Annotated in this window: 20 protein-coding genes; 7 read left to right on the top strand and 13 right to left on the bottom strand. The window is 61.9% G+C overall.

Annotated elements, in window-relative coordinates:
- Positions 1-2: 2 nt before the first annotated feature.
- From pheA to mtnA, 4 genes are all read right to left on the bottom strand, one after another.
- Positions 3-1,097, bottom strand: coding sequence for a prephenate dehydratase (gene pheA / locus J3P94_RS08815; protein ID WP_305499689.1), 1,095 nt, complete (start codon positions 1,095-1,097; stop codon positions 3-5).
- On the bottom strand, positions 1,097-2,182 hold the full coding sequence (serC, locus tag J3P94_RS08810; protein ID WP_434572725.1) for a 3-phosphoserine/phosphohydroxythreonine transaminase: 1,086 nt from the start codon (positions 2,180-2,182) through the stop codon (positions 1,097-1,099). The genes pheA and serC overlap by 1 nt, the downstream gene beginning before the upstream one ends.
- Before the next feature lie 303 nt (positions 2,183-2,485).
- The gene (gene gyrA, locus J3P94_RS08805) at positions 2,486-5,149 is read right to left on the bottom strand and encodes a DNA gyrase subunit A (protein WP_434572723.1); all 2,664 of its coding nucleotides are present in this window, start codon (positions 5,147-5,149) and stop codon (positions 2,486-2,488) included.
- A 422-nt stretch (positions 5,150-5,571) separates the two neighbouring features.
- Positions 5,572-6,648, bottom strand: a complete 1,077-nt coding sequence (gene mtnA, locus J3P94_RS08800; RefSeq protein ID WP_434572721.1) for an S-methyl-5-thioribose-1-phosphate isomerase — start codon at positions 6,646-6,648, stop codon at positions 5,572-5,574.
- Between the two features lie 106 nt (positions 6,649-6,754).
- Between mtnA and J3P94_RS08795 the strand changes: the two genes are divergently transcribed.
- The 5 genes from J3P94_RS08795 to J3P94_RS08775 all read left to right on the top strand — a co-directional run bounded on the left by J3P94_RS08795 (position 6,755) and on the right by J3P94_RS08775 (position 11,718).
- Complete coding sequence (locus J3P94_RS08795; RefSeq protein WP_434572720.1) at positions 6,755-8,086, top strand: TRZ/ATZ family hydrolase; 1,332 nt, start codon at positions 6,755-6,757, stop codon at positions 8,084-8,086.
- Between the two features lie 60 nt (positions 8,087-8,146).
- On the top strand, positions 8,147-8,845 hold the full coding sequence (gene ubiG / locus J3P94_RS08790; RefSeq protein ID WP_305499685.1) for a bifunctional 2-polyprenyl-6-hydroxyphenol methylase/3-demethylubiquinol 3-O-methyltransferase UbiG: 699 nt from the start codon (positions 8,147-8,149) through the stop codon (positions 8,843-8,845).
- 4 nt (positions 8,846-8,849) lie between these two features.
- On the top strand, positions 8,850-9,521 hold the full coding sequence (gene mupP, locus J3P94_RS08785) for an N-acetylmuramic acid 6-phosphate phosphatase MupP (RefSeq protein WP_434572718.1): 672 nt from the start codon (positions 8,850-8,852) through the stop codon (positions 9,519-9,521).
- A 177-nt stretch (positions 9,522-9,698) separates the two neighbouring features.
- On the top strand, positions 9,699-10,439 hold the full coding sequence (locus J3P94_RS08780; protein ID WP_434572716.1) for a YciK family oxidoreductase: 741 nt from the start codon (positions 9,699-9,701) through the stop codon (positions 10,437-10,439).
- Between the two features lie 352 nt (positions 10,440-10,791).
- Positions 10,792-11,718: a GGDEF domain-containing protein gene (locus J3P94_RS08775; RefSeq protein WP_434572715.1), complete on the top strand. Its 927-nt coding sequence runs from the start codon at positions 10,792-10,794 to the stop codon at positions 11,716-11,718.
- Positions 11,719-11,896: 178 nt separating this feature from the next.
- Here J3P94_RS08775 and J3P94_RS08770 read toward each other — a convergent pair whose 3' ends face one another.
- The 7 genes from J3P94_RS08770 to J3P94_RS08740 form a co-directional block, all read right to left on the bottom strand.
- A complete protein-coding gene (locus J3P94_RS08770) occupies positions 11,897-12,700 on the bottom strand; it encodes a TenA family transcriptional regulator (protein WP_434572713.1) in 804 nt (267 codons plus the stop codon).
- 48 nt (positions 12,701-12,748) lie between these two features.
- Complete coding sequence (locus J3P94_RS08765) at positions 12,749-15,208, bottom strand: EAL domain-containing protein (RefSeq protein ID WP_434572712.1); 2,460 nt, start codon at positions 15,206-15,208, stop codon at positions 12,749-12,751.
- A gap of 191 nt (positions 15,209-15,399) precedes the next feature.
- Positions 15,400-17,229 (bottom strand): ABC transporter ATP-binding protein, encoded by a 1,830-nt coding sequence (locus J3P94_RS08760; protein ID WP_434572710.1) that lies wholly within the window; start codon positions 17,227-17,229, stop codon positions 15,400-15,402.
- On the bottom strand, positions 17,222-17,857 hold the full coding sequence (locus J3P94_RS08755) for a DsbA family protein (RefSeq protein WP_434572708.1): 636 nt from the start codon (positions 17,855-17,857) through the stop codon (positions 17,222-17,224). Before J3P94_RS08755 ends, J3P94_RS08760 begins: the two co-directional genes overlap by 8 nt.
- 3 nt (positions 17,858-17,860) lie before the next feature.
- On the bottom strand, positions 17,861-18,802 hold the full coding sequence (locus J3P94_RS08750) for a rhodanese-related sulfurtransferase (protein ID WP_434572706.1): 942 nt from the start codon (positions 18,800-18,802) through the stop codon (positions 17,861-17,863).
- A gap of 133 nt (positions 18,803-18,935) precedes the next feature.
- Complete coding sequence (locus tag J3P94_RS08745; RefSeq protein WP_434572705.1) at positions 18,936-19,235, bottom strand: BolA family protein; 300 nt, start codon at positions 19,233-19,235, stop codon at positions 18,936-18,938.
- A 13-nt stretch (positions 19,236-19,248) separates the two neighbouring features.
- Positions 19,249-19,770: a DUF2059 domain-containing protein gene (locus J3P94_RS08740; RefSeq protein WP_030141033.1), complete on the bottom strand. Its 522-nt coding sequence runs from the start codon at positions 19,768-19,770 to the stop codon at positions 19,249-19,251.
- A gap of 190 nt (positions 19,771-19,960) precedes the next feature.
- Between J3P94_RS08740 and J3P94_RS08735 the strand changes: the two genes are divergently transcribed.
- The gene (locus J3P94_RS08735; RefSeq protein ID WP_305499673.1) at positions 19,961-21,355 is read left to right on the top strand and encodes a class II fumarate hydratase; all 1,395 of its coding nucleotides are present in this window, start codon (positions 19,961-19,963) and stop codon (positions 21,353-21,355) included.
- Positions 21,356-21,539: 184 nt separating this feature from the next.
- On the opposite strand, the gene J3P94_RS08730 is transcribed toward J3P94_RS08735, so the two are convergent.
- Complete coding sequence (locus J3P94_RS08730) at positions 21,540-22,502, bottom strand: DMT family transporter (protein ID WP_434572703.1); 963 nt, start codon at positions 22,500-22,502, stop codon at positions 21,540-21,542.
- A 188-nt stretch (positions 22,503-22,690) separates the two neighbouring features.
- Between J3P94_RS08730 and J3P94_RS08725 the strand changes: the two genes are divergently transcribed.
- Positions 22,691-22,894 carry a DUF6316 family protein gene (locus tag J3P94_RS08725; protein ID WP_305499671.1) on the top strand — a complete coding sequence of 68 codons (204 nt, stop codon included), beginning with the start codon at positions 22,691-22,693 and terminating at the stop codon, positions 22,892-22,894.
- 140 nt (positions 22,895-23,034) lie between these two features.
- Here J3P94_RS08725 and J3P94_RS08720 read toward each other — a convergent pair whose 3' ends face one another.
- Positions 23,035-24,219: a thiolase family protein gene (locus tag J3P94_RS08720; RefSeq protein WP_434572700.1), complete on the bottom strand. Its 1,185-nt coding sequence runs from the start codon at positions 24,217-24,219 to the stop codon at positions 23,035-23,037.
- Positions 24,220-24,283: the final 64 nt, after the last annotated feature.

Genomic DNA, 24,283 nt, shown 5'->3' with positions numbered 1-24,283 from the left:
CCTTAAAGAACTGCCTTGGGGTAGGAACCCAGCACCTTGAGTGCCACTGCTTCCTGACTGATTTTCTCCAGCACACCTTTGACCAGCGGATCGCGGTGGTGGCCGACAAAATCGATGAAGAACACGTAGGTCCATTTACCGCTGCGCGACGGACGGGTCTCGATCCGCGTCAGGTCGATCCCATTGTCGTGGAACGGCACCAGCAATTCGTGCAACGCGCCCGGCTTGTTGCTCATGGAAACGATGATCGAGGTCTTGTCGTCGCCGGTCGGTGGGACTTCCTGGCTGCCGATCATCAGGAACCGAGTGGAGTTGTCCGGACGGTCCTCGATTTTCTCGGCCAGGCGCGTCAAGCCGTAGAGGCCTGCCGCCATATCCCCGGCGATGGCCGCCGAGTTCCACTCGCCCTTGACCCGCTTGGCCGCCTCGGCGTTGCTCGACACTGCCACTCGCTCGACATTCGGGTAATGCGCGTCCAGCCATTTGCGGCACTGGGCCAGGGACTGGGCGTGGGAATAGATGCGGCTGATGCTGTCGGTCTTGGTGCTCTCGCCCACCAGCAGGTGATGGTGGATCCGCAGCTCGACTTCGCCACAGATCACCATGTCGTGTTCGAGGAAGCTGTCCAGCGTGTGGTTGACCGCGCCTTCGGTGGAGTTTTCCACTGGCACCACACCGAAATTCACCGCGCCGGCGGCCACTTCGCGGAAGACTTCGTCGATGGCCGCCATCGGCTTGCTGATCACCGCGTGACCGAAATGCTTCATGGCGGCAGCCTGGGTGAAGGTGCCTTCCGGCCCCAGGTACGCAACCTTCAGCGGCTGTTCGAGGGCCAGGCACGAGGACATGATTTCGCGAAACAGCCGCGCCATCTCTTCGTTGCCCAGCGGGCCCTTGTTGCGCTCCATGACGCGCTTGAGCACCTGGGCTTCGCGCTCCGGCCGGTAGAACACCGGCACTTCGCCTTCCGCCAGGGAAGCCATCTTCACCCGGGCGACTTCCTGGGCGCAGCGTGCACGCTCGCTGATCAGTTCCAGGACTTTTTCGTCCAGGGCGTCGATGCGCAGGCGCAGCGCCTTGAGTTCTTGCTCAGACATCAGCCGTGTTCCTTCTCGAACTCTGTCATGTAGGCGACCAGCGCATTGACGGCGTTGATGTCTACGGCGTTGTAGATGGAGGCGCGCATGCCGCCGACCGAGCGGTGGCCCTTGAGGTTCAGCAGGCCGCGCTCGTCGGCGCCGGCCAGGAACGGCTTGTCGAGACGGTCGTCCGCCAGGCGGAACGGCACGTTCATCCAAGAGCGGTCGGATTTGTTGATCGGGTTGCTGTAGAGGCCGCTGGCGTCGATGAAGTCATACAGCGTGCGCTGTTTCACTTCGTTGAGCTTGCCGATGGCTTCGACACCGCCCTGCTCTTTCAGCCACTCGAACACCAGGCCCGACAGGTACCAAGCCAAAGTCGGCGGGGTGTTGTACATCGAGCCGTTGTCGGCCGCGACCTTGTAGTTGAGCATGGTTGGGCACAGGGAACGGGCGCGACCGAGCAGGTCTTCGCGGATGATCGCGACCAGGATGCCGCTCGGGCCGATATTTTTCTGGGCGCCGGCGTAAATCATGCCGAAACGGGAGATATCCACAGGACGCGAGAGGATGTCCGAGGACATGTCGGCCACCAGCGGCACGTCACCGGTTTCCGGGATCCAGTTGAATTCCAGGCCACCGATGGTTTCGTTCGGCGCGTAGTGCACGTAGGCCGCGTCCTTGGACAGGCTCCACTCGTTCTGGCCGGGGATCGCGAAATAGTCGTAAGACTTGGCGGTGGCGGCAACGTTGACGTGGCCGTAGCGCGACGCTTCTTCGATGGCTTTCTGCGACCAGATACCGGTGTCGATGTAGTCGGCCTTGCCACTTTCCGGCAACAGGTTCAACGGAATCTGCGCGAACTGCTGGCTGGCGCCGCCCTGCAGGAACAGCACCTTGTAGTTGGACGGGATGTTCAGCAGATCACGCAGGTCCTGCTCGGCCTTGGTCGCGATGGACACGAACTCATCGCTGCGATGGCTCATTTCCATGACGGACAGGCCCTTGCCATGCCAGTCGAGAAGTTCACCCTGGGCGCGCTTCAGGACCGCTTCAGGAAGCGCCGCCGGGCCGGCACAGAAGTTATAGGCTCTCTTGCTCACATCCAATCTCGCTCTGATCTGGTGGTCACTTAAATCTTCTGATTTGCACCGTTCCCACAGGGCCTACCGCTCACTCAAGGCATGGATGAATCCGTGGCGAGGGAGCTTGCTCCCGCTGGGCTGCGCAGCGGCCCCTCTTTGTTGTGAGCGCTTCGCACTCAAGCGGGAGCAAGCTCCCTCGCCACGATAAATCAAACAAGCCTCAAGAGAGGGGCAGTCCCATAGGGAATGTGCAGTGTCGCAAATTTTCAAACGGAACAAACAACAAGGGGGCGAATCTTCATCCGCCCCCTGTGTGTCCGCTTAGTCCTGCGGTTCTTCTTCGTCTGCGGCGGCATCGAGCTGTTGATCGCCGACGGCGTCATCGACATCGGCACCGAGGGTGCCGTCGAACGCCACGCCTTCCTCGCCTTCCAGCTCCTCGCCTTCGACTTCCGACGGCTCCTGGACCCGTTCAAGCCCGACCAGCGTTTCGTCGCTGGCGAGTTTGATCAGCGTCACGCCCTGGGTGTTACGCCCCAGGCTGGAGACTTCCGCGACACGCGTGCGCACCAGGGTGCCCTGGTCGGAGATCAGCATGATCTCTTCGCCATCGAGCACCTGGACCGCGCCGACCAGACGGCCGTTACGCTCGTTGCTGACCATGGCGATCACGCCTTGGCCGCCACGCTTGTACTCGGGGAACTCACTGATGGCGGTACGCTTGCCGTAGCCCCGCGCGGAAGCGGTGAGGATCTGGCTGCCTTCTTCTGGAATCAGCATGGAAATCAGCTTCTGCCCTTCCGGCAGACGCATGCCGCGAACACCGCGAGCGGTACGGCCCATGGCGCGAACGTCGGATTCCTTGAAGCGCGTGACCTTGCCACCGTCGGAGAACAGCATGACTTCACGCTCACCGTCGGTGATGGCAGCGGAAATCAGCACGTCGCCTTCGTCCAGCTCCAGGGCGATCAGGCCGACGCTGCGCTGACGGCTGAAGGATTCCAGCGGAGTCTTCTTCACGGTGCCGTTGGCGGTTGCCATGAAGATGTAGTGGCCTTCGGTGTATTCCTCCACCGGCAGCATGGTGGTGATGTATTCACCCTCATCCAGCGGCAGCAGGTTGACCAGCGGACGACCACGGGCGGCGCGGGATGCTTCAGGGATTTCGTAGGTCTTGAGCCAGTACACCTTGCCCTTGCTGGAAAACAGCAGCAGCGTGGTGTGGCTGTTGGCGACCAGCAGGTGAGCGATGTAGTCCTCGTCCTTGACGCCAGTCGCCGACTTGCCCTTGCCGCCGCGACGCTGGGCCTGGTAGGCGGCCAGCGGCTGGGTCTTGGCGTAGCCACCGTGGGAAATCGTCACCACGCGCTCTTCTTCCGGAATCATGTCGCCCAGGGTCAGGTCGAGGCGCGCATCGAGGATCTCGGTGCGACGCACGTCGCCGTACTCGGCGCGGATCACTTCCAGTTCTTCGCGGATCACTTCCATCAGGCGCGTGGCGCTGTTGAGGATGCGGATCAGCTCGCCGATCTGGTTGAGGATCTCCTGGTACTCGGCCAGCAGCTTCTCGTGCTCCAGGCCGGTCAGGCGGTGCAGGCGCAGTTCCAGAATGGCTTGCGCCTGTTCCGGGGACAGGAAGTACTTGCCTTCGCGCAGACCGTATTGCGGGTCGAGGTTTTCCGGACGGCACGAGTCGGCGCCGGCGCGCTCGACCATCGCCACCACCGCGGTGGATTCCCAAGGGGTGCTGATCAGCGCTTCCTTGGCTTCCGACGGGGTTGGCGAGGCCTTGATCAGCGCGATGACCGGGTCGATGTTCGACAGGGCAACGGCCTGGCCTTCCAGGATGTGGCCGCGTTCGCGAGCTTTACGCAGTTCGAATACGGTCCGCCGGGTGACCACTTCGCGACGGTGACGCACGAAGGCTTCCAGCAGGTCCTTGAGGTTCAGGATCCGCGGACGGCCGTCGATCAGCGCGACGATGTTGATGCCGAACACGCTTTGCAGCTGGGTCTGGGCGTAGAGGTTGTTGAGGATCACCTCCGGCACTTCGCCACGGCGCAGCTCGATCACGACGCGCATGCCGTCCTTGTCGGACTCGTCACGCAGCTCGGTGATGCCTTCGAGTTTCTTTTCTTTCACCAGCTCGGCGATCTTCTCGATCAGGCGGGCCTTGTTCAGCTGGTACGGCAGCTCGGTGATGACGATCTGCTGGCGGCCACCGACCTTGTCGATGTCCTCGACAGTCGAGCGGGCGCGCATATAGATGCGGCCGCGACCGGTGCGATAGGCCTCGATGATACCGGCGCGACCGTTGATGATCGCCGCCGTCGGAAAATCGGGACCGGGGATGTATTGCATCAGCTCATCGACGGACAGCTCGGGGTTGTCGATGAGGGCCAGGCAACCGTCGATGACTTCACCGAGGTTGTGCGGCGGGATGTTGGTCGCCATGCCCACGGCGATACCGCTGGAGCCGTTGACGAGCAGGTTCGGGATACGCGTCGGCATGACCGCCGGGATCATCTCGGTGCCGTCGTAGTTCGGCACCCAGTCGACGGTTTCCTTGTGCAGGTCGGCCAGCAGCTCGTGGGCCAGCTTGGTCATGCGCACTTCGGTGTATCGCATGGCCGCGGCGTTGTCGCCGTCCACCGAACCGAAGTTGCCCTGGCCATCCACCAGCAGGTAGCGCAGGGAGAATGGCTGGGCCATCCGAACGATGGTGTCGTACACGGCAGTGTCGCCGTGGGGGTGATACTTACCGATCACGTCGCCGACGACACGGGCGGATTTCTTGTACGGCTTGTTGAAGTCGTTGCCCAGTTCGCTCATTGCGAACAGCACGCGCCGGTGCACGGGCTTCAAGCCATCGCGCGCATCCGGCAGCGCCCGCCCGACGATCACGCTCATCGCGTAGTCGAGGTAGGACTGTTTCAGCTCGTCTTCGATATTGACCGGGAGGATTTCTTTGGCCAGTTCGCCCATGAGAAGCCTGATTCCTTTTTCTGGTGAAACCTCGCTACATCCAGATGGGATGAACGAAGCTCGCCGCTGCAGGACAAGTGCCGTGCAGCGACTTACGACAAATCAACGAGTTATGCCATGGATCTGCGCAGTAAAGGCCACCTCGCGAGGCAGCCTTGGAAACCGCCGGATGTTATCACAAGAGCCGCCACGCACCTATCCCCCTGATGCGCATGGTGCGTAGTTAGTTGACCGATGACAGGCTGGAACGGGACGAGAGGGGCTCAGAGGCGCTGAAACGCAGATTTTGTGGCTGGGTTTGGATTTTTTCTGACTTTGCCGGCCCTATCGCGAGCAAGCTCGCTCCCACAATGGAGCCATATCGCAGTCAAATGTGGGAGCGAGCTTGCTCGCGATGGGGCCAGCTCAGGCGCCGAAAGCCTTCAATGCAACCGCTTGCGACACATCAATTGCGCCATCTTCGCCGTATCCGGCCGCTCGACGATGCCCTTCTCCGTCACGATCGCATCGATCAGGTCCGCCGGGGTCACGTCGAACACCGGGTTGAACGCATCGGCATCAGCTCCGACCCGCTTGCCGCCGACTTCCAGCAGCTCGCGCCCGTCGCGCTCTTCGATGGGGATGTCATCACCGCTGGCCAGGTTCATGTCGATGGTCGAGCTCGGCGCCACCACCATGAAACGTACGCCGTGGTGCATGGCACAGACCGCCAGCTGGTAGGTGCCGATCTTGTTCGCCACGTCGCCGTTGGCGGTGATGCGGTCGGCGCCGACGATGACCCAGGTCACGCCCTTGGTCTTCATGATGTGGGCAGCGGCGGAATCGGCGTTGAGCGTCACCGGAATGCCCTCGTTCGCCAGCTCCCATGCCGTCAACCGTGAACCCTGCAGCCATGGACGGGTTTCGTCGGCGTAGACCCGTTCGACCATGCCCTCCAGAAACGCCCCGCGAATTACCCCGAGGGCCGTTCCGAAGCCGCCGGTGGCCAGGGCCCCGGTGTTGCAATGGGTCAAGATGGCCTGGGCGTTGCCCTGATGCTTGCGGATCAGGTCGACGCCGAGCTGGGCCATGGTCAGGTTGGCTTCGCGGTCACTTTCATGGATCGCAATGGCCTCGGCCTCAAGGACCGCCAGCGGTTCGGCATGCCCCTTCAAGCGTCCCAACCGGTCGCGCATGCGATCCAGCGCCCAGAACAGATTGACCGCCGTCGGCCGGGAATCGGCCAGCAAGGCGAAATCCGCTTCCAGCGCCGCTTGCCAATCGCCGCCCTCGGCCATCCGCGCCCGCGCCGCCAGCACCACGCCATAGGCGGCGCTGATGCCGATGGCTGGCGCACCGCGCACCACCATCGAACGAATGGCCTCGGCCACACCGGCCGCGCTGGTGTAGGCGATCCAGTTTTCCTCGAACGGCAAAACACGCTGATCCAGCAGGTAAAGAGCGCCATCGCGCCAATCGATGGCCTTCACCTTCTCCGCAGCCAACAGTCGATCGCGCATCCCTCACCCCGCACTCAAGAACAAAAGCCGCCGATTATAGCGATCCCTCCGCGAAGACGCTCGGGTATACTTCGTCATCCTTTATAACCCATGGAACCGTTCCACGATGCCCAAGCCTGCCGTTGCGCTCGACTTATTATTGCTGCCGACCTGGTTGGTGCCTGTCGAACCCGCCGGTGTCGTGCTCAAGGATCATGGCCTGGGCATTCGCGACGGTTGCATCGTGTTCATCGGGCCACGGGCCGAAGCCATGCAATGCGCTGCCACGGAGGTTCGCGAACTGCCCGGCATGCTGCTCAGTCCGGGCCTGGTCAATGCCCACGGTCATGCGGCAATGACATTGTTCCGTGGCCTGGCCGACGACCTGCCGCTGATGACCTGGCTCGAACAGCACATCTGGCCCGCCGAGGGCAAATGGGTCGACGAGGCTTTCGTCCGCGACGGTACTGACCTGGCGATCGCCGAGCAGATCCAGGGCGGCATCACCTGTTTCTCCGACATGTACTTCTATCCCAAGGTGGCCAGCGAACGCGTGCATAACAGCGGCATCCGCGCGCAGATCGCCATTCCGATCCTCGACTTTCCGATCCCCGGCGCCGCCAGCGCCGACGAAGCCATTCGTCAGGGCATCGAATTGTTTGGCGACCTCAAGCACCATCCGCGGATCGAAGTCGCATTCGGCCCTCACGCCCCGTACACCGTCGGCGATGAGAACCTCGAAAAGATCCGCGTGATCGCCGAGGAACTGGACGCGGCCATTCACATGCACGTTCACGAAACCGCCTTCGAAGTGCAGCAGGCTGTGGATAACACCGGCGAGCGGCCGATGGCCCGGTTGGCGCGCGTTGGCCTGCTGGGGCCGCGCTTCCAGGCGGTGCACATGACCCAGGTCAGCGACGAGGACCAGGCGCTGCTGGTAGAACACAATTGCAGCGTGATCCATTGTCCGGAATCGAATCTGAAGCTGGCCAGCGGTTTCTGCCCGGTGGAACGCCTGTGGCAGGCCGGCGTCAACGTCGCGGTCGGCACCGATGGCGCGGCGAGCAACAACGACCTCGATCTGCTGGGCGAAACCCGCACCGCCGCCCTGCTGGCAAAGGCTGTCGCCGGTTCGGCCACGGCCCTGGACGCGCACCGGGCGTTGCGCATGGCCACGCTCAATGGCGCCCGCGCGCTGGGCATCGAGGCGATCGTCGGCTCTCTGGAAGTCGGCAAGGCCGCCGACCTGGTGGCCTTCGACCTGTCCGGCCTGGCGCAGCAGCCCATCTATGACCCGGTGTCGCAACTGATCTACGCCACCGGCCGCCATTGCGTGAAACACCTCTGGGTGGCCGGCAAGCCGTTGCTGGAGGATGGCCGCCTGACGCGCATGGACGAATCGCAGCTGATCGCCACGGCCCAGGACTGGGGCCGTCGGGTCAGCGGCCAGAACGAATAGCACACCCCTTGAGCCACGGCTCGGGGCAAATGATTTTTCAAGTTTTTCGAGGAACTGCACATGAGCAACGTCGACCACGCTGAAATTGCCAAGTTCGAGGCCCTGGCCCATCGCTGGTGGGACCGTGAAAGCGAATTCAAGCCGCTGCACGACATCAACCCGCTGCGCGTCAACTGGATCGACGAGCGCGTCGGCCTGGCCGGCAAGAAAGTCCTCGACGTCGGCTGTGGTGGCGGCATCCTCAGTGAAGCCATGGCCCTGCGCGGCGCCACCGTAATGGGCATCGACATGGGCGAGGCGCCGCTGGCGGTGGCGCAACTGCATCAGCTGGAGTCCGGCGTCAGCGTCGAATACCGGCAGATCACCGCCGAAGCCCTGGCCGAGGAAATGCCCGGCCAGTTCGACGTGGTCACCTGCCTGGAAATGCTCGAACACGTACCGGACCCGTCATCGGTGATCCGAGCCTGCTTCCAGATGGTCAAGCCTGGCGGCCAGGTGTTCTTCTCCACCATCAACCGCAACCCGAAGGCGTACCTGTTCGCGATCATCGGCGCCGAATACATCATGAAGCTGCTGCCACGCGGCACCCACGACTTCAAGAAATTCATCCGGCCTTCGGAGCTGGGCGCCTGGAGCCGCATGGCCGGGCTGACCGTCAAGGACATCATCGGCCTGACCTACAACCCGCTGACCAAGCACTACAAGCTGGCTGCCGATGTGGACGTCAACTACATGATCCAGACCCTGCGCGAGGAATAAGTCGATGCGTCTCAAAGCGGTTCTCTTCGACATGGATGGCACGCTGCTCGACACCGCGCCAGACTTCATCGCCATCTGCCAGGCCATGCGCGCCGACCGTGGCCTGCCGCCGATGAACACCCAGCACATCCGCGACGAGATTTCCGGCGGCGCCCGGGCGATGGTCGCGGTGACGTTCTCCATGGACCCGGAATCGCCGGGTTTCGAGGAGCTGCGCCAGGAGTTCCTCGACCGCTACCTCAAGGGTTGCGCGGTCCACAGCCATCTGTTCGATGGGATGGCCGAAATACTGGCCGATATCGAGGCGGCCAATCTGATCTGGGGCGTGGTCACCAACAAGCCAGTGCGTTTCGCCGAGCCGATCATGCAGCAGTTGGGCCTGGCCGAGCGGTCGAAAGTGCTGGTCTGCCCCGACCATGTGAAAAACAGCAAACCGGACCCCGAACCGCTGATTCTCGCTTGCAAGATGCTCGACCTCGATCCGGCCAGCGTGCTGTTCATCGGCGACGACCTGCGGGACATCGAGTCCGGCCGCAGCGCCGGGACCAAGACCTGTGCGGTGACCTATGGCTACATCCACCCGGACGACAACCCCAAGCACTGGGGCGCGGATGTCGTGATCGACCATCCCCTGGCACTGCGCGAAGTGCTGGATAACGCGTTGTGCAGTTGCTGACCTCGTTCGGCGAAATTGCTCTTGTGGCGAGGGAGCTTGCTCCCGCTGGACCGCAGCGGTCCCGAGTCTGGCGACGACTTCGTCGCCGAGCGGGAGCAAGCTCCCTCGCCACGAAAAGCTCATCTGCCATGACGACTCTGCGTGACAAGTACGTGCTGCCATTTGTTGAGGTTTTTTATGTTTGACTACTCCGCCCGCCCCGACCTGCTCGAAGGCCGGATCATCCTGGTCACCGGTGCCGGTCGCGGTATTGGCGCCGCTGCCGCCAAGGCCTATGCCGCCCATGGCGCCACCGTGTTGTTGCTGGGCAAGACCGAAGCCAACCTGACCCAGGTCTATGATGAAATCGAGGCGGCTGGTCATCCGCAGCCAGCGGTGATCCCCTTCAATCTCGAAACCGCCCTGCCCCATCAATACGATGAACTGGCGGCAATGATCGAGACCGAATTCGGTCATCTGGACGGCCTCCTGCACAACGCCTCGATCATCGGCCCGCGCACGCCGCTGGAACAGCTTTCCGGCGAGAACTTCATGCGGGTGATGCAAGTGAACGTCAACGCCATGTTCATGCTCACCAGCACCTTGCTGCCGTTGCTCAAACTGTCCAAGGATGCATCGGTGGTGTTCACGTCCAGCAGCGTCGGTCGCAAGGGCCGGGCCTATTGGGGCGCTTATGGCGTGTCCAAGTTCGCCACCGAGGGGCTTATGCAGACCCTGGCCGACGAAGTCGACACCGTAGCGCCGGTGCGCTCCAACAGCATCAACCCCGGCGCCACCCGCACCAGCATGCGGGCACAGGCCTATCCGGGAGAAAATCCGCTGAACAACCCGACGCCCGAAGAAATCCTGCCGGTGTACCTGTACCTCATGGGCCCGGACAGTACCGGCGTCAACGGCCAGGCTTTCAACGCGCAGTAAGCGCCAGACTCGACGTCGCGGCGGTTTGCCGTCGCGGCGCGCCTCTCTTCGATCCCCCGGCCAGGCGAAACGCCAAAGCCCTGCCGCCGTTGCTCACGCTACGAGCCTGCAACTTATTGATTCGTCGACAAGTTTTATCACTATGAACTGAATGGCACGACTTTCGCTCTAATCCATTCAAACACGCCGTGTCCGGCGAGTCGGGACATTGGGACGAGACCTCCGCCAGCACAGCGAAGCGGACTAGACTCAACTCAGTGTCCTTCGGGACTGATGGATCAGTACGACGCGCAGCCCAGAGCCGCTTCACCCCCGCCGGTCAGGACCGATTCAGTTCAGGGGCTCACGCCATATGAAAACGCCCACGCAGACCAATGCTATTGATTTCGACAGCGCCAAGTTGCAGCGCCTGGGCCTCACCCAGCCGTCGGCGCTCGTGACGCGGCCGATCAGCCTGACGCAACTGCGCCAGCAATTGGGCCAACAGTTGCAGACCAGCCTGGAGCCGCAAAGGATCCTCGGTTTGTTCTTCCGTGAAATCCAGCGGCTGGTGCCTCTGGACGCACTGGTTTACCAGCACAAACCCAGCGACCTGCGCCTGGAATTTGGCCAGCGCGGGCACCACAACCTCAGCTACAACCTCAGCCATGATGGCGAGCATCTGGGTGAGCTGGTGTTTCGGCGCAACCAGCGCTTCAGCAGCGCGGAACAGAGTGACCTGGAGTCAATCCTGTCGGCGCTGTTCTTCCCGCTGCGCAATGCACTGCTCTACCGCGCCGCCACCCAGAGCGCCCTGCGCGATCCACTGACCGGCACCGGTAACCGCATTGCCATGGACCAGACGCTGGAGCGGGAAATCGACATGGCCAGGCGGCACATGCAGCCGCTGTCGTTGCTGATGCTGGACATCGACCATTTCAAACGCATCAACGACAGCCATGGGCACGGGGTCGGCGACGAAGTACTCAAGGCCGTTGCCGACTCGATCAAGGGCCAGTTGCGCAATGTGGATATGGTGTTCAGATTCGGTGGGGAGGAATTCCTGATCCTGCTGGCCAACACCAGCCGGGAAGCGGCGGCCATGGTCGGTGAACGGCTGCGTTATGCCGCCCAGGCCCAGGATTATTTTGCCGACGGCACGAGGATCGAATTGACGGTGAGCCTGGGCTGCGCGACGTTGCTGCCGGGCGAGTCCGCTGAAAGTCTCGTGCGCCGGGCGGACAATGCGCTGTATGTAGCCAAGCGCGAGGGGCGGAACCGGTTGACGATGGCGGGCTGAACCAGGCTTCTCTGCTGGCCGACACACCGCTTTCGCGAGCAGGCTCGCTCCCACCCAGCACCACAAAACCATGTGGGAGCGAGCCTGCTCGCGAAGAGGCCGGACCAGTCAACGCAAGGTTGCCAGGCAGACCGCTATCGCGAGCAAGCTCGCTCCCACAGGGTGAAGCTATCGGGTATCAGTTACTCGCCAGCGCCAGCCGTTCACGGCCAGCCGAGGCTTTTTCGCCAGCGCCCGAGTGTTCCAGCTGCATGCACCTTTCCAGAAACAGATACATGTAGTCGTAGCTCTTGCAAACGGCCTGGCGCAGTTCCATCTGGAGCGCCTTGCTCGGGCTCATGCCCGCCAGCGTACAGATGATTTCCAGCGCTTCCCACGGGTGGGAATCGTCATACTGGGCATGCATCTTCAGCCACTTCATGGCCCGCTTGCGATCTTCCTCGGCGAACGCCGACGCATAGACACCGGTAGAGCAGACCAGTGCCGACCACTCCCCGGTCGCCCCCTCGATGGCGTAGTTGGTCGCGGCAATAGCCACGATCAGCGAGTCCGCCGAACTGGTGTGCCAGCACCAATGGCTCAACGCATGAAGCTCAGGCGGCACCTGCTGCGCCTGCAGGTCTTCGAGCGTCACGCCGTGAGCAGCGCTCCAGTTGACCCAATAATCGGCATGATTGAGCTCGACACGAATGTTTCGCATCAACCAACGACGCGCCATGTCCTCGCCGGGGTGGCGGGCGAAGCGGGTCTTGGTGAGGTTTTGTGCCATGTACAAGGCGAACTGTTCGACGACCGGCCAACCACCGATGAGGTAGTGGCGCATGGTCTTGGCGCTGAGCTTGTTGTCGCGCATGCGTTGATACAGTTCGTGTTCGACAACCCGGCGCTTGCTCTCGCTGCAGTCGGCAATGAGCTGCTGTGCCCATTGTGGATAACTGGCGGCGTCCATGAGCGGGCCTGTTCGGTTGAATGTGTCGATCACTGTCGGGCTCCTTCTGATTGTGATTTTTTTTTCGGATCAACAAGAGGTTCAGCGAAACGTGCCGGGGGCCTTGAACAACAGTGGCTGAGGCCTGGCCGGCCGGCATTGCAACGTGTCACAAGTAAACAGTTGTGGACGCTCGATGACATAACCCTGGGCGAAATCCACGCCGATTTCCAACAATGCCTGTTCGATCTGAGTCGTTTCCACGAACTCGGCAATGGTGCGCTTCCCCATGACATGGCCGATGTGATTGATCACCTCGACCATTGCCCGGTTAATCGGGTCGTCCAGCATATCCTTTACGAAACTCCCATCGATCTTCAGGAAGTCTACAGGTAAATGTTTCAAGTAAGCGAATGAAGACATTCCGGCACAAAAGTCATCCAGCGAGAAGTAACAACCCAAGCTCTTGAGTTCGTTTATAAAACGAATCGCGCTGCCCAGATTTGAAATGGCACTGGTCTCGGTGATTTCAAAACAAATCATTTCCGGGGGAATCGAGTAGGCAGCGAACTGTTTACGCAGGAAATCCAGGAACGCCTGATCGCCAATGGTGGTGCCTGACAGGTTGATCGCACACATGGCCAACGGACCTTGCCGCGACTCATTCAGGCATTGGCGAATGATCTTGAATACGTTCTCCACGACCCAACGGTCCAGCGAGGTCATCAAGCCGTAGCGCTCCGCCGCCGGAATGAAGCTGTCCGGCAGGATCATTCGCCCTGCCTCGTCATGCAGGCGCAACAGGATCTCGATATGCCCGCCATCGTGGTCACCCGGGCCCAACGCGGCGATTTCCTGGGCGTAGAGGCAGAAACGGTTTTCCTCCAGCGCCATGTGCAAGCGCTGCACCCAGGCCATTTCGCCAAAACGCAGGGACAACTCCGAGTCGTCGGCATGGTAGACCTGGACCCGGTTGCGCCCTTTCTCCTTGGCCATATAGCAGGCCATGTCCGCGGCCCGCAATGAGGCTTCCAGCGTCGTCGGGCTTTGGGCGATGTGCACCAGGCCGATGCTCACGGTGGTCACGAATGGCCGGCCTTTCCAGACAAAATGCAGGTTCTGCACAGTCTGGCGCAGGCCCTCGGCGATCTTTTCCGCCGCCTCGGGCGAGCAGTTTTCCAGCAGAATGCCGAACTCGTCCCCGCCCAGCCGGGCAAGCGTGTCGTTTTCCCGCAGCCCCGATTGCAGCAAGGCACAGATGTGTCGCAGCAACTCGTCGCCCGCTGCGTGGCCGCAGGTGTCGTTGACCAGCTTGAACTGGTCCAGGTCGAGAAACATCAACGCGTGGCGCCCGACCTGGCGCGTGAGGTTGTGCAGGGCCTGCTCGAGGCGGTATTCAAATTCCCGGCGGTTCGCCAGGCCGGTCAGGGCGTCGTGGGTAGCCTGCCATGACAGGTTGGCAATGTACTGGCGCTCCTGGGTCATGTCATGCAGCACCAGCACCGCGCCGCTGACTTTGCCGGCATGACGGATCGGCGCCCCCACCAGGGTCACCGACACCGTGCTACCGTCGAGTCGCTGGATCAACTTGGAATGCTCGCTGCCGCCGCCGAGCCGTCCGCTGAGGATGTGCTCGATCAAGGTCAGGCCTTCGGTCTGGGCATTGTCGTCGAGCAGGTTGAACAGCGCCGCCAGGGGCAGCCCGGTGGCGTGCTCGGCTTTCCAGTGGGTCATCGCTTCGGCAGCGGGATTCATATACGCAATGGCGCCTTCGACGTCGGTGGTAATCACACCATCGCCAATCGATTGCAGGGTGATCTGCGCCCGCTCCTTTTCCAGTTGCAGCGCATTGGCGAAGACCTGTCGCTGCGCCAGCAACTTGTGCGTGCGCAATAGCGCCAGCACGATCAATCCCAGCGCGGTGGCAAAATTGGTCACCAGCAACAGGCGCAGGATAAATCGCGATCCTTCGCCCAGCGCGTCGCTGAACGCCTTGGCAGCAGGGGTAACGGAATCGTTGATGGCGAAAATCTGCGCTTTCCAGCCGCGGACATCGGCCTCGGAGGCTTCTCCCGCCGTGATGCTGCGATGCATCTGCCGGGCGACGTTATCCAGTTCGGTCAGGTAACCATCGCCAACCGTCCACAGATCGATGGCTTCTTCCAGATAACTGAAATGGCGAAAGTTGAGGTACAACCAGATCAGGCTGGCCACGTCGTCCGGATGATTGCCGCCCTGGAGAATCCCGACCCGCGCCGCTTCAAGATCCGGCGGCTGGCGATCCAGGGCCACGCGTAGATCGTGTCCACCCTCCGGCACGGCGATGGCTTGCTGGTATTTGCGAAAGATCGCCTCGTCACGGCTGTCGGCGTAAAGATTGAGGTAATAGATGGCGTCTTTCTGGCCCTTGGACCAAAGGCTCTCCCCCGCCACGTAGCCGCGAACTGCGGACAGGACATAAAGGCTGACGCCTCCTAGCAATGCTTGAAATAGCACGACGGCGATAAAGGGCCAGACGATGCCCAACAACCGAGGCGTTCCGAGAGTCCGCTTTTGCTTCATGAGGTCCCTTGCACAGGCATTGCCAATAGAGCACCCGCGAGAATTCCGTTCCTGACTCAACAGCCTAGGCTAGTTTTCGACCCTTCGAAGGACTGGATGTTCGGATCGCCCGGCTCAGGATGGAGATTTGGAAGAATCGACGGATTTGGCTGATTTTTTTCCGATACTAAGCGCAGAAAAGTGCACGAAACTCAAGGTCGCTGTATTTGTTGCAAATGACCGTAGAGCCGGGCGTACAGGCCACCCTCGGCAATCAGCTGCAAATGGTCGCCGTCTTCGGCGATCTGCCCGCCGTCGAACACCAATACCCGGTCAGCCTGTTTCACCGCCGACAACCGATGGGCGATGATCAACGTGGTGCGCCCGCTCAGGAACCGCGCCAACGCCTGGTGAAGGTTGTATTCCGTAGCCGCGTCCAGCGCGGACGTGGCTTCGTCGAGAATCACCACGCGCGGATCGGCCAGGACCATGCGGGCGATCGCCAGTCGCTGGCGTTGCCCGCCCGACAGCCTTACGCCGGAACGCCCGACGATGCTCTCCAGCCCCATCGGAAGCGCCCGCACTGTTTCGTCCAGTTGGGCAATCGCCAGGGCTCGCCAGCAAGCCTCATCGCTGCGCTCGCGGCCCATGGACAAATTGGCGCGCACCGTGTCGTTGAACAGCGCAGGATGTTGCAGGACCACCGCGACATTTTCGCGGATGGTTTCCAGGCCGATCTCTTGCTGCGTTGCGCCGCCAAAGCGGATGCTGCCGGACTGTGGCGTGTAGAGCCCCAGCAGCAGTTGCACCAGGGTACTTTTACCGCCCCCGCTGGCCCCGACGATGGCGACCTTTTCCCCCGGCGAAATGGACAGGTTCAATTGGTCGAGCACCTTTTCCTCGCCATAACCGAAGCTGAGCCCCTGGATGTCGATGCCCACGGTGTCGCGCCCCTTGAAAGGATCGACGCCACCGCTGTACTGGGGCTCGTCGGCGCGCGCCAGCAGTTCGTTGATACGGTTCAATGCCCCACCCGCCGCGTAGTAGGCGTACTGCAAATTAAGCAGTTGCTCGACCGGGCCGATCATGAACCACAGGTAGCTGAACACCGCGAGCATCTGGCCGATCGACAGGTCGGAGAACAGCACGGTAAGCATGGCCGCCGCGCGAAAAATATCGATGCCGAACTGGAACAGCAAACCACTGGCGCGGTTCGAGGCGTCGGTTTTCCACTGCGAGCTCACCGCGTAGTCGCGCACTTCCCGGGCGCGCGTGCCCAGGCGTCCAAGGAAAAACCCCTGGCGATTGCCGGCGCGCACTTCCTGGATCGCATCCAGGGTTTCGGTCAGGGCCTGGGTGAAGCGCGAGGTGCTGTCATTCTCCAGCTTCTTGAGGTGCTTGACCCGTTTGCCCAACTGCACTGTGGCGTAGATCACCAGCGGGTTGAACAGCAGGATCAGCAGCGCCAGTTTCCAATGCATCCATACCAGGATGCCCGCGGTGCCTACCAGGGTCAGCATCGCCACCAGGAACCGGCTCAGGGTTTCGCCAACAAATTTGTCGAGGGTGTCCAGGTCGGTGACCAGGTGCGTCGTCACCGTACCGCTGCCCAGGCTTTCGTATTCGCCAAGGGAAATCCGCTTGAGGCGCTCGATCAACCGGATGCGGATGCGATAGACGATGTCCTTGGCGAGACTGGCGAACAGCCGTGCCTGCAACACGTTGAACAGCAATGCGCCGCAGCGCAGGGCCAAGGTCACCAGCAACATCAATCCGATGTAGCCGGCAGCGCTCTGCCAAGCGCTCGGCAGCGCCTGGTTCATGACCTTCAATGCCGCATCGCCGTGGCCCAACAGCACTTCGTCCACCAGCAGCGGCAGCAACAACGGAATCGGTACGCTGCACAGCGTCGCCAGCACGGCGACGCCGTTGGCGATCCACAGGGCTTTTTTGTGCGTAAGGGCCAGGCGACGGATTTCCGTCCAGCTCAACCGGTCGATGCGCCGCGAGGTCGATGCGTCATCTGCGGGCAGGTCAGGCACAGGCCGCACGCTCCAGCCAGCGCCCCAGCAATGGCGACAGCTGGTCCAACGGTTGGTAGCCGTTGGTCAGCAAGGCCAACTGGCCGTCCCGTTCGGCCAGCATCGTAGGGAATCCGGCGATGCCAAGGTCTTGCACCCAGGTGAAGTCGGCGGCGGTGGCGGCATGCTGGTCGGCGCGGTCGAATGCCGCGGCAAACTCGATGCGTGGCAGCCCGGCCTGTTCGGCCAGTTCCACCAGGACGCTGGCGTGGGTCACGTCGCGGCCTTGTACATAAAACGCCTGCTGGATCAGCTTCAGTAACTGCCAGGCCAGGTCCGGCGCCAGGCTGCGGGCCGTCACCAAGGCGCGGCATGCGGGTTCGGTGTCGTAGACAAAACCGTCCGGCAACGCGCCTTCAAGCTTGAACGGCTGGCCGGTGGCCTGGGTAACGGCCTGCCAGTGTTCGAGAATGTAGCGTCGGGTCGTCGGCTCGAGAGCCGAACCGCTGCCGGTGCGCAAGCCGCCCACCACCAGGTGCAACTCCACGCCCGCCGCCTGCGCCTGCTCGGCCAACGCTTCGGCCACCGGGGCGAAGCCCCAGCACCAGGAACACATCGGGTCCATCACATACAGCAGGCGCGACGCCATGGCTCAAGCCTCGGAAGATGATTGCTTGTAGTTGTAGCCGATCGGATGCGGCATGTTGCGCGCCTTGGCCAGTTCGATCTGCTTTTGCCGGTCGATGGCGCTGCGGCGGGTCTTTTCGCTCAGCTTGTCCCAGCAATGCGGGCAACTGATGCCAGGCGAATAATGCTCCGACGCACGATCCTCTGCGCTGATCGGGGTGCGACAGGCATGGCACTGATCGTAGTCGCCTTCGCTGAGATCGTGGCGCACGGTCACGCGGTTGTCGAAGACAAAGCAGTCGCCGCGCCATTTGGTCTCTTCCTGAGGCACCTCTTCGAGGTATTTGAGGATCCCGCCCTTGAGGTGGTAGACCTCTTCGAAACCCTCATTGAGCATGAAGCTCGAGGCTTTTTCACAGCGAATGCCACCGGTGCAGAACATCGCGACTTTCTTGTGCCGGGCCGGGTCGAAGTTGGCTTTGATGTACTCGGGAAACTCGCGGAAGCTGGCGGTCTTGGGATCGATCGCGCCTTCGAAGGTGCCAATGGAGACTTCATAGTCGTTGCGAGTATCGATCAGCAGCACTTCCGGATCGCTGATCAGCGCGTTCCAGTCTTGCGGTTCGACATAGGTGCCGACCCGCTTGTTCGGGTCCACGCCTTCTACGCCGAGGGTAACGATCTCTTTCTTGAGCTTGACCTTGGTGCGGTAGAACGGCTGCTCGTCGCAGTACGACTCCTTGTGGTCGATGTCGTCCATGCGCGGGTCGTTCTTGAGCCAGGCCATCAGCCCGTCGATGCCTTCGCGGGTGCCGGAAACGGTACCGTTGATGCCTTCCTCGGCAATCAGCAAGGTTCCTTTGATGCCGTTGTCGAGCATCGCCTTGAGCAGGGGCTCACGCAGCTCGACGTAATCTTCCAGGGTGACGAACTTATACAGTGCCGCCACGACAATCGGTGGTGTCATGGGTATCTCTCCAGGTGGCTACCCTCGCAAAGGGTGAACCGGATGCGAAAAAAAACGCGCCGGGGTGAGCGGCGCGTTGCGGATTCTAGCAAAAAACATGTGGCTTTAGGAGCAAGAGCCTTTGTCTCAAATATCAGTGCTTACTGCCACCGGCACAGGTCGGCGATGCCGGGGCCGCGTCGAGCTGGGCCCATTCTTCAGGCGTGTAGGTGTGCAGCGCCAGCGCATGGAATTCACCCATCAGCTCGCCCAGCGTGCCGTAGACCTTCTGGTGTCGCTTGACCCGATTGAGCCCCTCGAACTGCTGGCTGACCACCACTGCCTTGAAGTGGGTCTCAAGCCCACGGCTGTGCATGTGGCTTTCATCGAGCACTTGCAGGTGCTCGGGCTGCAGCAGCCCGAGGGTCGATTCAATGCGTTGTTGCATGCTCATGCCAGGGCTCCGCTTATGGCTTTTTCTTGGCCGGGGCGGCGGCTTTCGGCTCGAGCTCGGCGGTCATGTCGGCCAGCAGCTTGTTGACTACCGGCACCGCGCTTTCCAGCTTGGCCTGGGTCAGTTGCGCCGATTGCTGGGTCAGCTGCGGCATTTTTTCCAGGACTTTCTTACCCAGGGGAGACTGATAGAAGGACACCAGGTCCTTGAGCTCCGATTCGCTGAAATTGGAAGTGTAGAGCTTGACCATGTCCGGCTTGAGCTTGTTCCAGCCGATCGCCTGGTCCAGGGCGGCATTGGCCTTGGCCTGGTACGTTTCCAGGGTGGCTTTTTTCGACTCGGGAGCCTTGGTCTGCTCAAAGCGCTGGGCAAACATCTGCTGTACCTGCATGTACACCGGGGTACCCAGCTTGTCAGCGTGCGCCAGGGTCAGGAACGCTTCGGCACTGGCGTTGTGGCTGGCGGTATCGGCAAGAACAGGGCCGCTGGCACACACCAGAGCAACTGCGGTACAGATGGCACGAAGACGGGTCATCGAGTTTCCTTTTCTAACAGGCGAGGTAAAACCCCAAGGGCGACCATTCTGCGCCTAAAAAACGCCGGGGCTCAACCCTGTACTTGGCTCGACTGATTGACGGGCCGAACCGGCCAGCCCTAGATTGAGGGAACCGGTGACGCCCGTCAGGGCCTAAACTGCGCATTCAGCCCTACAGGAGTTTGACCCGATGAGCCGTATCGAAACCGACAGCCTTGGCCAGGTTGAAGTCCCGGATGAAGCCTATTGGGGCGCCCAGACACAGCGCTCGATGATCAACTTTGCCATTGGCAACGAACGCATGCCGCTGTCGGTGCTGCATGCCCTGGCGCTGGTCAAGAAAGCCGCCGCGCGGGTCAACGACCGCAATGGCGACTTGCCTGCCGACATCGCCCGCCTGATCGAACAGGCGGCCGACGAGGTGCTGGCCGGCCAGCATGACGATCAGTTTCCCCTGGTGGTCTGGCAGACCGGCAGCGGAACCCAGAGCAACATGAACGTCAACGAGGTGATTGCCGGGCGCGCCAACGAGCTGGCGGGCAACCCCCGTGGCGGCAAGAGCCCGGTGCATCCCAACGACCATGTCAACCGGTCCCAGAGCTCCAACGACTGCTTCCCCACCGCCATGCACATCGCCGCCGCCCAGGCCGTGTACCAGCAATTGCTGCCGGCCATCAGCGAGTTGTCCGGCGGCCTCGCGGAACTGGCGGCGCGCCATATGAAACTGGTCAAGACCGGCCGCACCCACATGATGGATGCCACGCCGATCACGTTCGGCCAGGAACTGTCCGCCTTCATTGCCCAACTCGACTACGCCGAGCGGGCGATCCGCGCTTCGTTGCCGGCGGTCTGCGAGCTGGCCCAGGGCGGCACGGCGGTGGGTACCGGGCTGAATTCGCCGCATGGTTTCGGCGAAGCGATTGCCGCTGAACTCGCGGCGCTGTCCGGGCTGCCGTTTGTCACCGCGCCGAACAAGTTCGCCGCACTGGCAGGTCATGAACCGCTGACCACGTTGTCCGGCGCTTTGAAAACCCTGGCCGTGACGCTGATGAAAATCGCCAATGACCTGCGCCTGCTGGGCTCCGGGCCGCGGGCGGGATTCGCCGAAGTGAAATTGCCGGCCAACGAACCGGGCAGCTCCATCATGCCTGGCAAGGTCAACCCGACCCAGTGTGAAGCCTTGTCGATGCTGGCGTGCCAGGTATTGGGCAATGACGTGGCGATCGGTTTTGCCGCCAGTCAGGGACACTTGCAGTTGAACGTGTTCAAGCCGGTGATCATCCACAACCTGCTGCAATCGATCCGCCTGCTGGCCGATGGCTGCAGCAACTTCCAGCAGCACTGCATCGCCGGCCTCGAACCGGATGCCGAGCAGATGGCCGCGCACCTGGAGCGTGGTCTGATGCTGGTGACGGCGCTGAATCCGCATATCGGCTACGACAAGTCAGCGGAGATCGCCAAGAAAGCCTACGGCGAAGGGCTGACGCTACGGGAGGCAGCGGTGCAGTTGGGGTACCTGACCGATGAAGAGTTCGACGCCTGGGTCAGGCCGGAGAACATGTTGGAGGCGGGTGGCCAGGGCTGAGTTTTCGTTGGGCTGAGATACCGCTTCGCGAGCAGGCTCGCTCCCACAGGATTTGGGTTGGCTGCGTTATTGTGCCGACTTGAAATCCATGTGGGAGCGAGCCTGCTCGCGAAGGCGATGTGTCAGTCAACTCGTGTGCCGGCTGATCCACCGCTTTCGCGAGCAGGCTAGCTCCCACAGAGGGCTAACGCCCCAGCGCCAGGCGTTCGCGCCGGGCCCTGAGCCCGGCGATGAGCGATGGCCCCAGCGCCACCAGCGCCGACCCCAATACCACCAGCACTGCCCCACCGTAACCCAGCAGATTGATCTGTTCGGCGTGCACGTAGTCGGGCCACCGCCAGGCAGCCATCGCCACGGCGGCGAAGGTCACCAGCGGCGTGATCGCCAGCGTCGCGCTGACCCGCGAAGCCTCCCAATGCGCCAATGCCTCGGCGAACGCGCCATAGGCAATCAGCGTGTTGAGACAGCAGGCCAGCAATAACCAGCCTTGCAGCGGGCTCAGTTGCAACGCTTCCAGTGGATGCACCCACGGCGTGAGCAACAGCGCACAGAACAGGTAGATCACCATCATCACTTGCAGTGAATTCCACACCGTCAGCAATTGCTTCTGGCCCAGGGCATAGAACGTCCAGACAGTCGAGGCCAGCAACACCAACAGAACGCCGGCGGTGTACTCGCTCAGGGATGTCAGCAATTCGACGAGGCGCTGATTGAAGAACAGCGCAAAACCGATCAGCAGCACCAGCAAACCAATGCCCTGCCCCACGCTGAAACGCTCCTTGAATACAAACAGACTGGCGACCAGCAACATGATCGGCCCCATCTGCACCACCAGTTGGGCGGTGCCGGGGCTCAGGCGGTTCAGGCCCATCAGGTACAGCACATAATTGCCCACCAGCCCCAGCACCGCCATGCCTACCAGCCAACCGCCACGGGGGCCGAGCACCTTGCGGCTGGGCAGGCGTCGGGTTGCCGCCAGGTAGATGAACAGCAGGCCACCGGACACCGTCAGCCGAAACCAGGTCACCGTTACCGGATCCATCACCTGCAGCACTTGCTTGAGCTTGATCGGCAGGATTCCCCACAACAAGGCGGTCAGCAGGGCGAGGAACAGGCCGTAGACCCAGCGACCGGACGATATGTGCATGCAACCCTCGAAGCCAATACATGAACGAGCATTCTAGGTCCGAATCGCTCGGCAACACAGGGACAGTTGGCGCTGCGACGCTGATGGAATTGTAAGGGTCGTAGCCGTCGATCGGCTGGAAAGGCGCAAAACGGCGGCACCACATATGCTCAATTGAAACGACCACGCAGCCCCCAATGGAGACCGAAATGCCTGGAACGCGCGCCGAAGATACAGATGCTCCCAAGACGATTTACCGCAGCAGCGATCGGATCGTCCGGGAAAATGGCAAGTTCTATTTCGATACGCGCGAAGGCACCCAGGAAGGTCCGTTCGAAAGCCGCGAGGCTGCGGAGCGGGAGATAGCGGCGTATATCCAGCGGATGCTGCAGCTGACCAAGGTTGCCAGCTAAGCAGAAAAACCCGTGGCGAGGGAGCTTGCTCCCGCTGGGCCGCCAAGCGGCCCCCTACGGTTTACCCCAGGAAAAAAGCGGCGACTGCTTCGCAGCCGAGCGGGAGCAAGCTCCCTCGCCACGAAAGGCTTGGGCTGCGTTTATCTGACCGCCTCGAACAACCCCGTTGCCCCCATCCCGCCGCCCACGCACATGGTCACGACGCCGTAGCGCAGGCTGCGCCGTTGCAGCTCCCGCACCAGATGCCCCACCTGCCGCGAGCCGGTCATGCCGAACGGGTGACCGATGGAAATCGAGCCGCCGTTGACGTTGTATTTCTCGTTATCGATCTCCAGCCGATTGCGGCTGTACAGGCACTGGGATGCAAACGCCTCGTTGAGCTCCCACAAATCGATATCGCCGATCTGCAAACCCTTGGCCTGGAGCAATCTGGGCACCGAGAACACCGGGCCGATGCCCATCTCGTCCGGCTCGCAGCCGGCCACGGTAAAGCCACGGAAAAATGCCTTGGGCTTGAGCCCCAATGCCAGGGCTTTTTCCAGGCTCATCACCAGGGTCATCGAGGCGCCATCGGATAACTGCGAAGAGTTGCCCGCCGTCACCGAACCGTCTTCGGCGAACACCGGTTTCAGCCCGGCCAGGCTTTCATACGTGGTATCGGGGCGGTTGCAATCATCGCGATCAACCACCCCGTCAACGATCTGCACCGCACCGGTGGTCTTGTCCTCGACCCGATACTTCACCGCCATCGGCACGATTTCATCGTCGAACAGCCCGGCTGCCTGGGCCCGGGCAGTGCGCTGCTGGCTCTGCAAGGCGTAGCGGTCCTGCTCATCGCGGCTGACCTGGTAACGGCGCGCGACGATCTCGGCGGTCTGGCCCATGGGGAAGTAGATCCCCGGCACCTGTTCCTTGAGCAAGGGGTTGATCAGGTTGTCAGTGTTGACGCTTTTCATCGTCAGGCTGATGGATTCCACGCCACCGGCGACGATGATCTCGCTGCAGCCGGAGGCGATCTGGTTGGCGGCGATGGCGATGGCTTGCAGGCCCGAGGAACAGAAGCGGTTCAGGGTCATCCCGGCCGTGCCGATGCCCAGTTGCGAGAGCACCGCCACGTTGCGCCCGATGTTGTAGCCTTGGGCGCCTTCGTTGGAACCGGCGCCGACGATGCAGTCCTCGACGCTGGCCGGGTCGATATCGTTACGCGCCAGCAACGCGTTGACGCAATGGGCCGCCATGTCGTCCGGGCGGGTCATGTTGAACTTGCCGCGAAAGGACTTGGCCAGGCCGGTCCGTACGCTGTCGACGATCACCACTTCACGCATGGCGGTTACCTCATTGTTGTTATCGGTTCAGGAGTGGATTCGAGGATAAATCCAGCCCATAACC

This window comes from Pseudomonas sp. Z3-8, from assembly GCF_051131975.1.
In the GTDB taxonomy this organism is placed as follows: Bacteria; Pseudomonadota; Gammaproteobacteria; order Pseudomonadales; family Pseudomonadaceae; genus Aquipseudomonas.
Note: the sequence above shows the minus strand (reverse complement) of the source record. Positions and strands in the feature narration are given on the sequence as shown.

Bases quoted from the DNA above. Each gene is read 5' to 3' on its own strand.
- gyrA (WP_434572723.1), bottom strand. From the start codon at position 5,149: ATGGGCGAACTGGCCAAAGAAATCCTCCCGGTCAATATCGAAGACGAG.
- J3P94_RS08735 (WP_305499673.1), top strand. From the start codon at position 19,961: ATGAGCCGTATCGAAACCGACAGCCTTGGCCAGGTTGAAGTCCCGGAT.
- J3P94_RS08780 (WP_434572716.1), top strand. From the start codon at position 9,699: ATGTTTGACTACTCCGCCCGCCCCGACCTGCTCGAAGGCCGGATCATC.
- J3P94_RS08795 (WP_434572720.1), top strand. From the start codon at position 6,755: ATGCCCAAGCCTGCCGTTGCGCTCGACTTATTATTGCTGCCGACCTGG.
- J3P94_RS08740 (WP_030141033.1), bottom strand. From the start codon at position 19,770: ATGACCCGTCTTCGTGCCATCTGTACCGCAGTTGCTCTGGTGTGTGCC.
- J3P94_RS08725 (WP_305499671.1), top strand. From the start codon at position 22,691: ATGCCTGGAACGCGCGCCGAAGATACAGATGCTCCCAAGACGATTTAC.
- J3P94_RS08730 (WP_434572703.1), bottom strand. From the start codon at position 22,502: ATGCACATATCGTCCGGTCGCTGGGTCTACGGCCTGTTCCTCGCCCTG.
- ubiG (WP_305499685.1), top strand. From the start codon at position 8,147: ATGAGCAACGTCGACCACGCTGAAATTGCCAAGTTCGAGGCCCTGGCC.
- J3P94_RS08745 (WP_434572705.1), bottom strand. From the start codon at position 19,235: ATGAGCATGCAACAACGCATTGAATCGACCCTCGGGCTGCTGCAGCCC.
- pheA (WP_305499689.1), bottom strand. From the start codon at position 1,097: ATGTCTGAGCAAGAACTCAAGGCGCTGCGCCTGCGCATCGACGCCCTG.
- mtnA (WP_434572721.1), bottom strand. From the start codon at position 6,648: ATGCGCGATCGACTGTTGGCTGCGGAGAAGGTGAAGGCCATCGATTGG.
- J3P94_RS08775 (WP_434572715.1), top strand. From the start codon at position 10,792: ATGAAAACGCCCACGCAGACCAATGCTATTGATTTCGACAGCGCCAAG.
- J3P94_RS08720 (WP_434572700.1), bottom strand. From the start codon at position 24,219: ATGCGTGAAGTGGTGATCGTCGACAGCGTACGGACCGGCCTGGCCAAG.
- mupP (WP_434572718.1), top strand. From the start codon at position 8,850: ATGCGTCTCAAAGCGGTTCTCTTCGACATGGATGGCACGCTGCTCGAC.
- J3P94_RS08755 (WP_434572708.1), bottom strand. From the start codon at position 17,857: ATGGCGTCGCGCCTGCTGTATGTGATGGACCCGATGTGTTCCTGGTGC.
- J3P94_RS08765 (WP_434572712.1), bottom strand. From the start codon at position 15,208: ATGAAGCAAAAGCGGACTCTCGGAACGCCTCGGTTGTTGGGCATCGTC.
- J3P94_RS08750 (WP_434572706.1), bottom strand. From the start codon at position 18,802: ATGACACCACCGATTGTCGTGGCGGCACTGTATAAGTTCGTCACCCTG.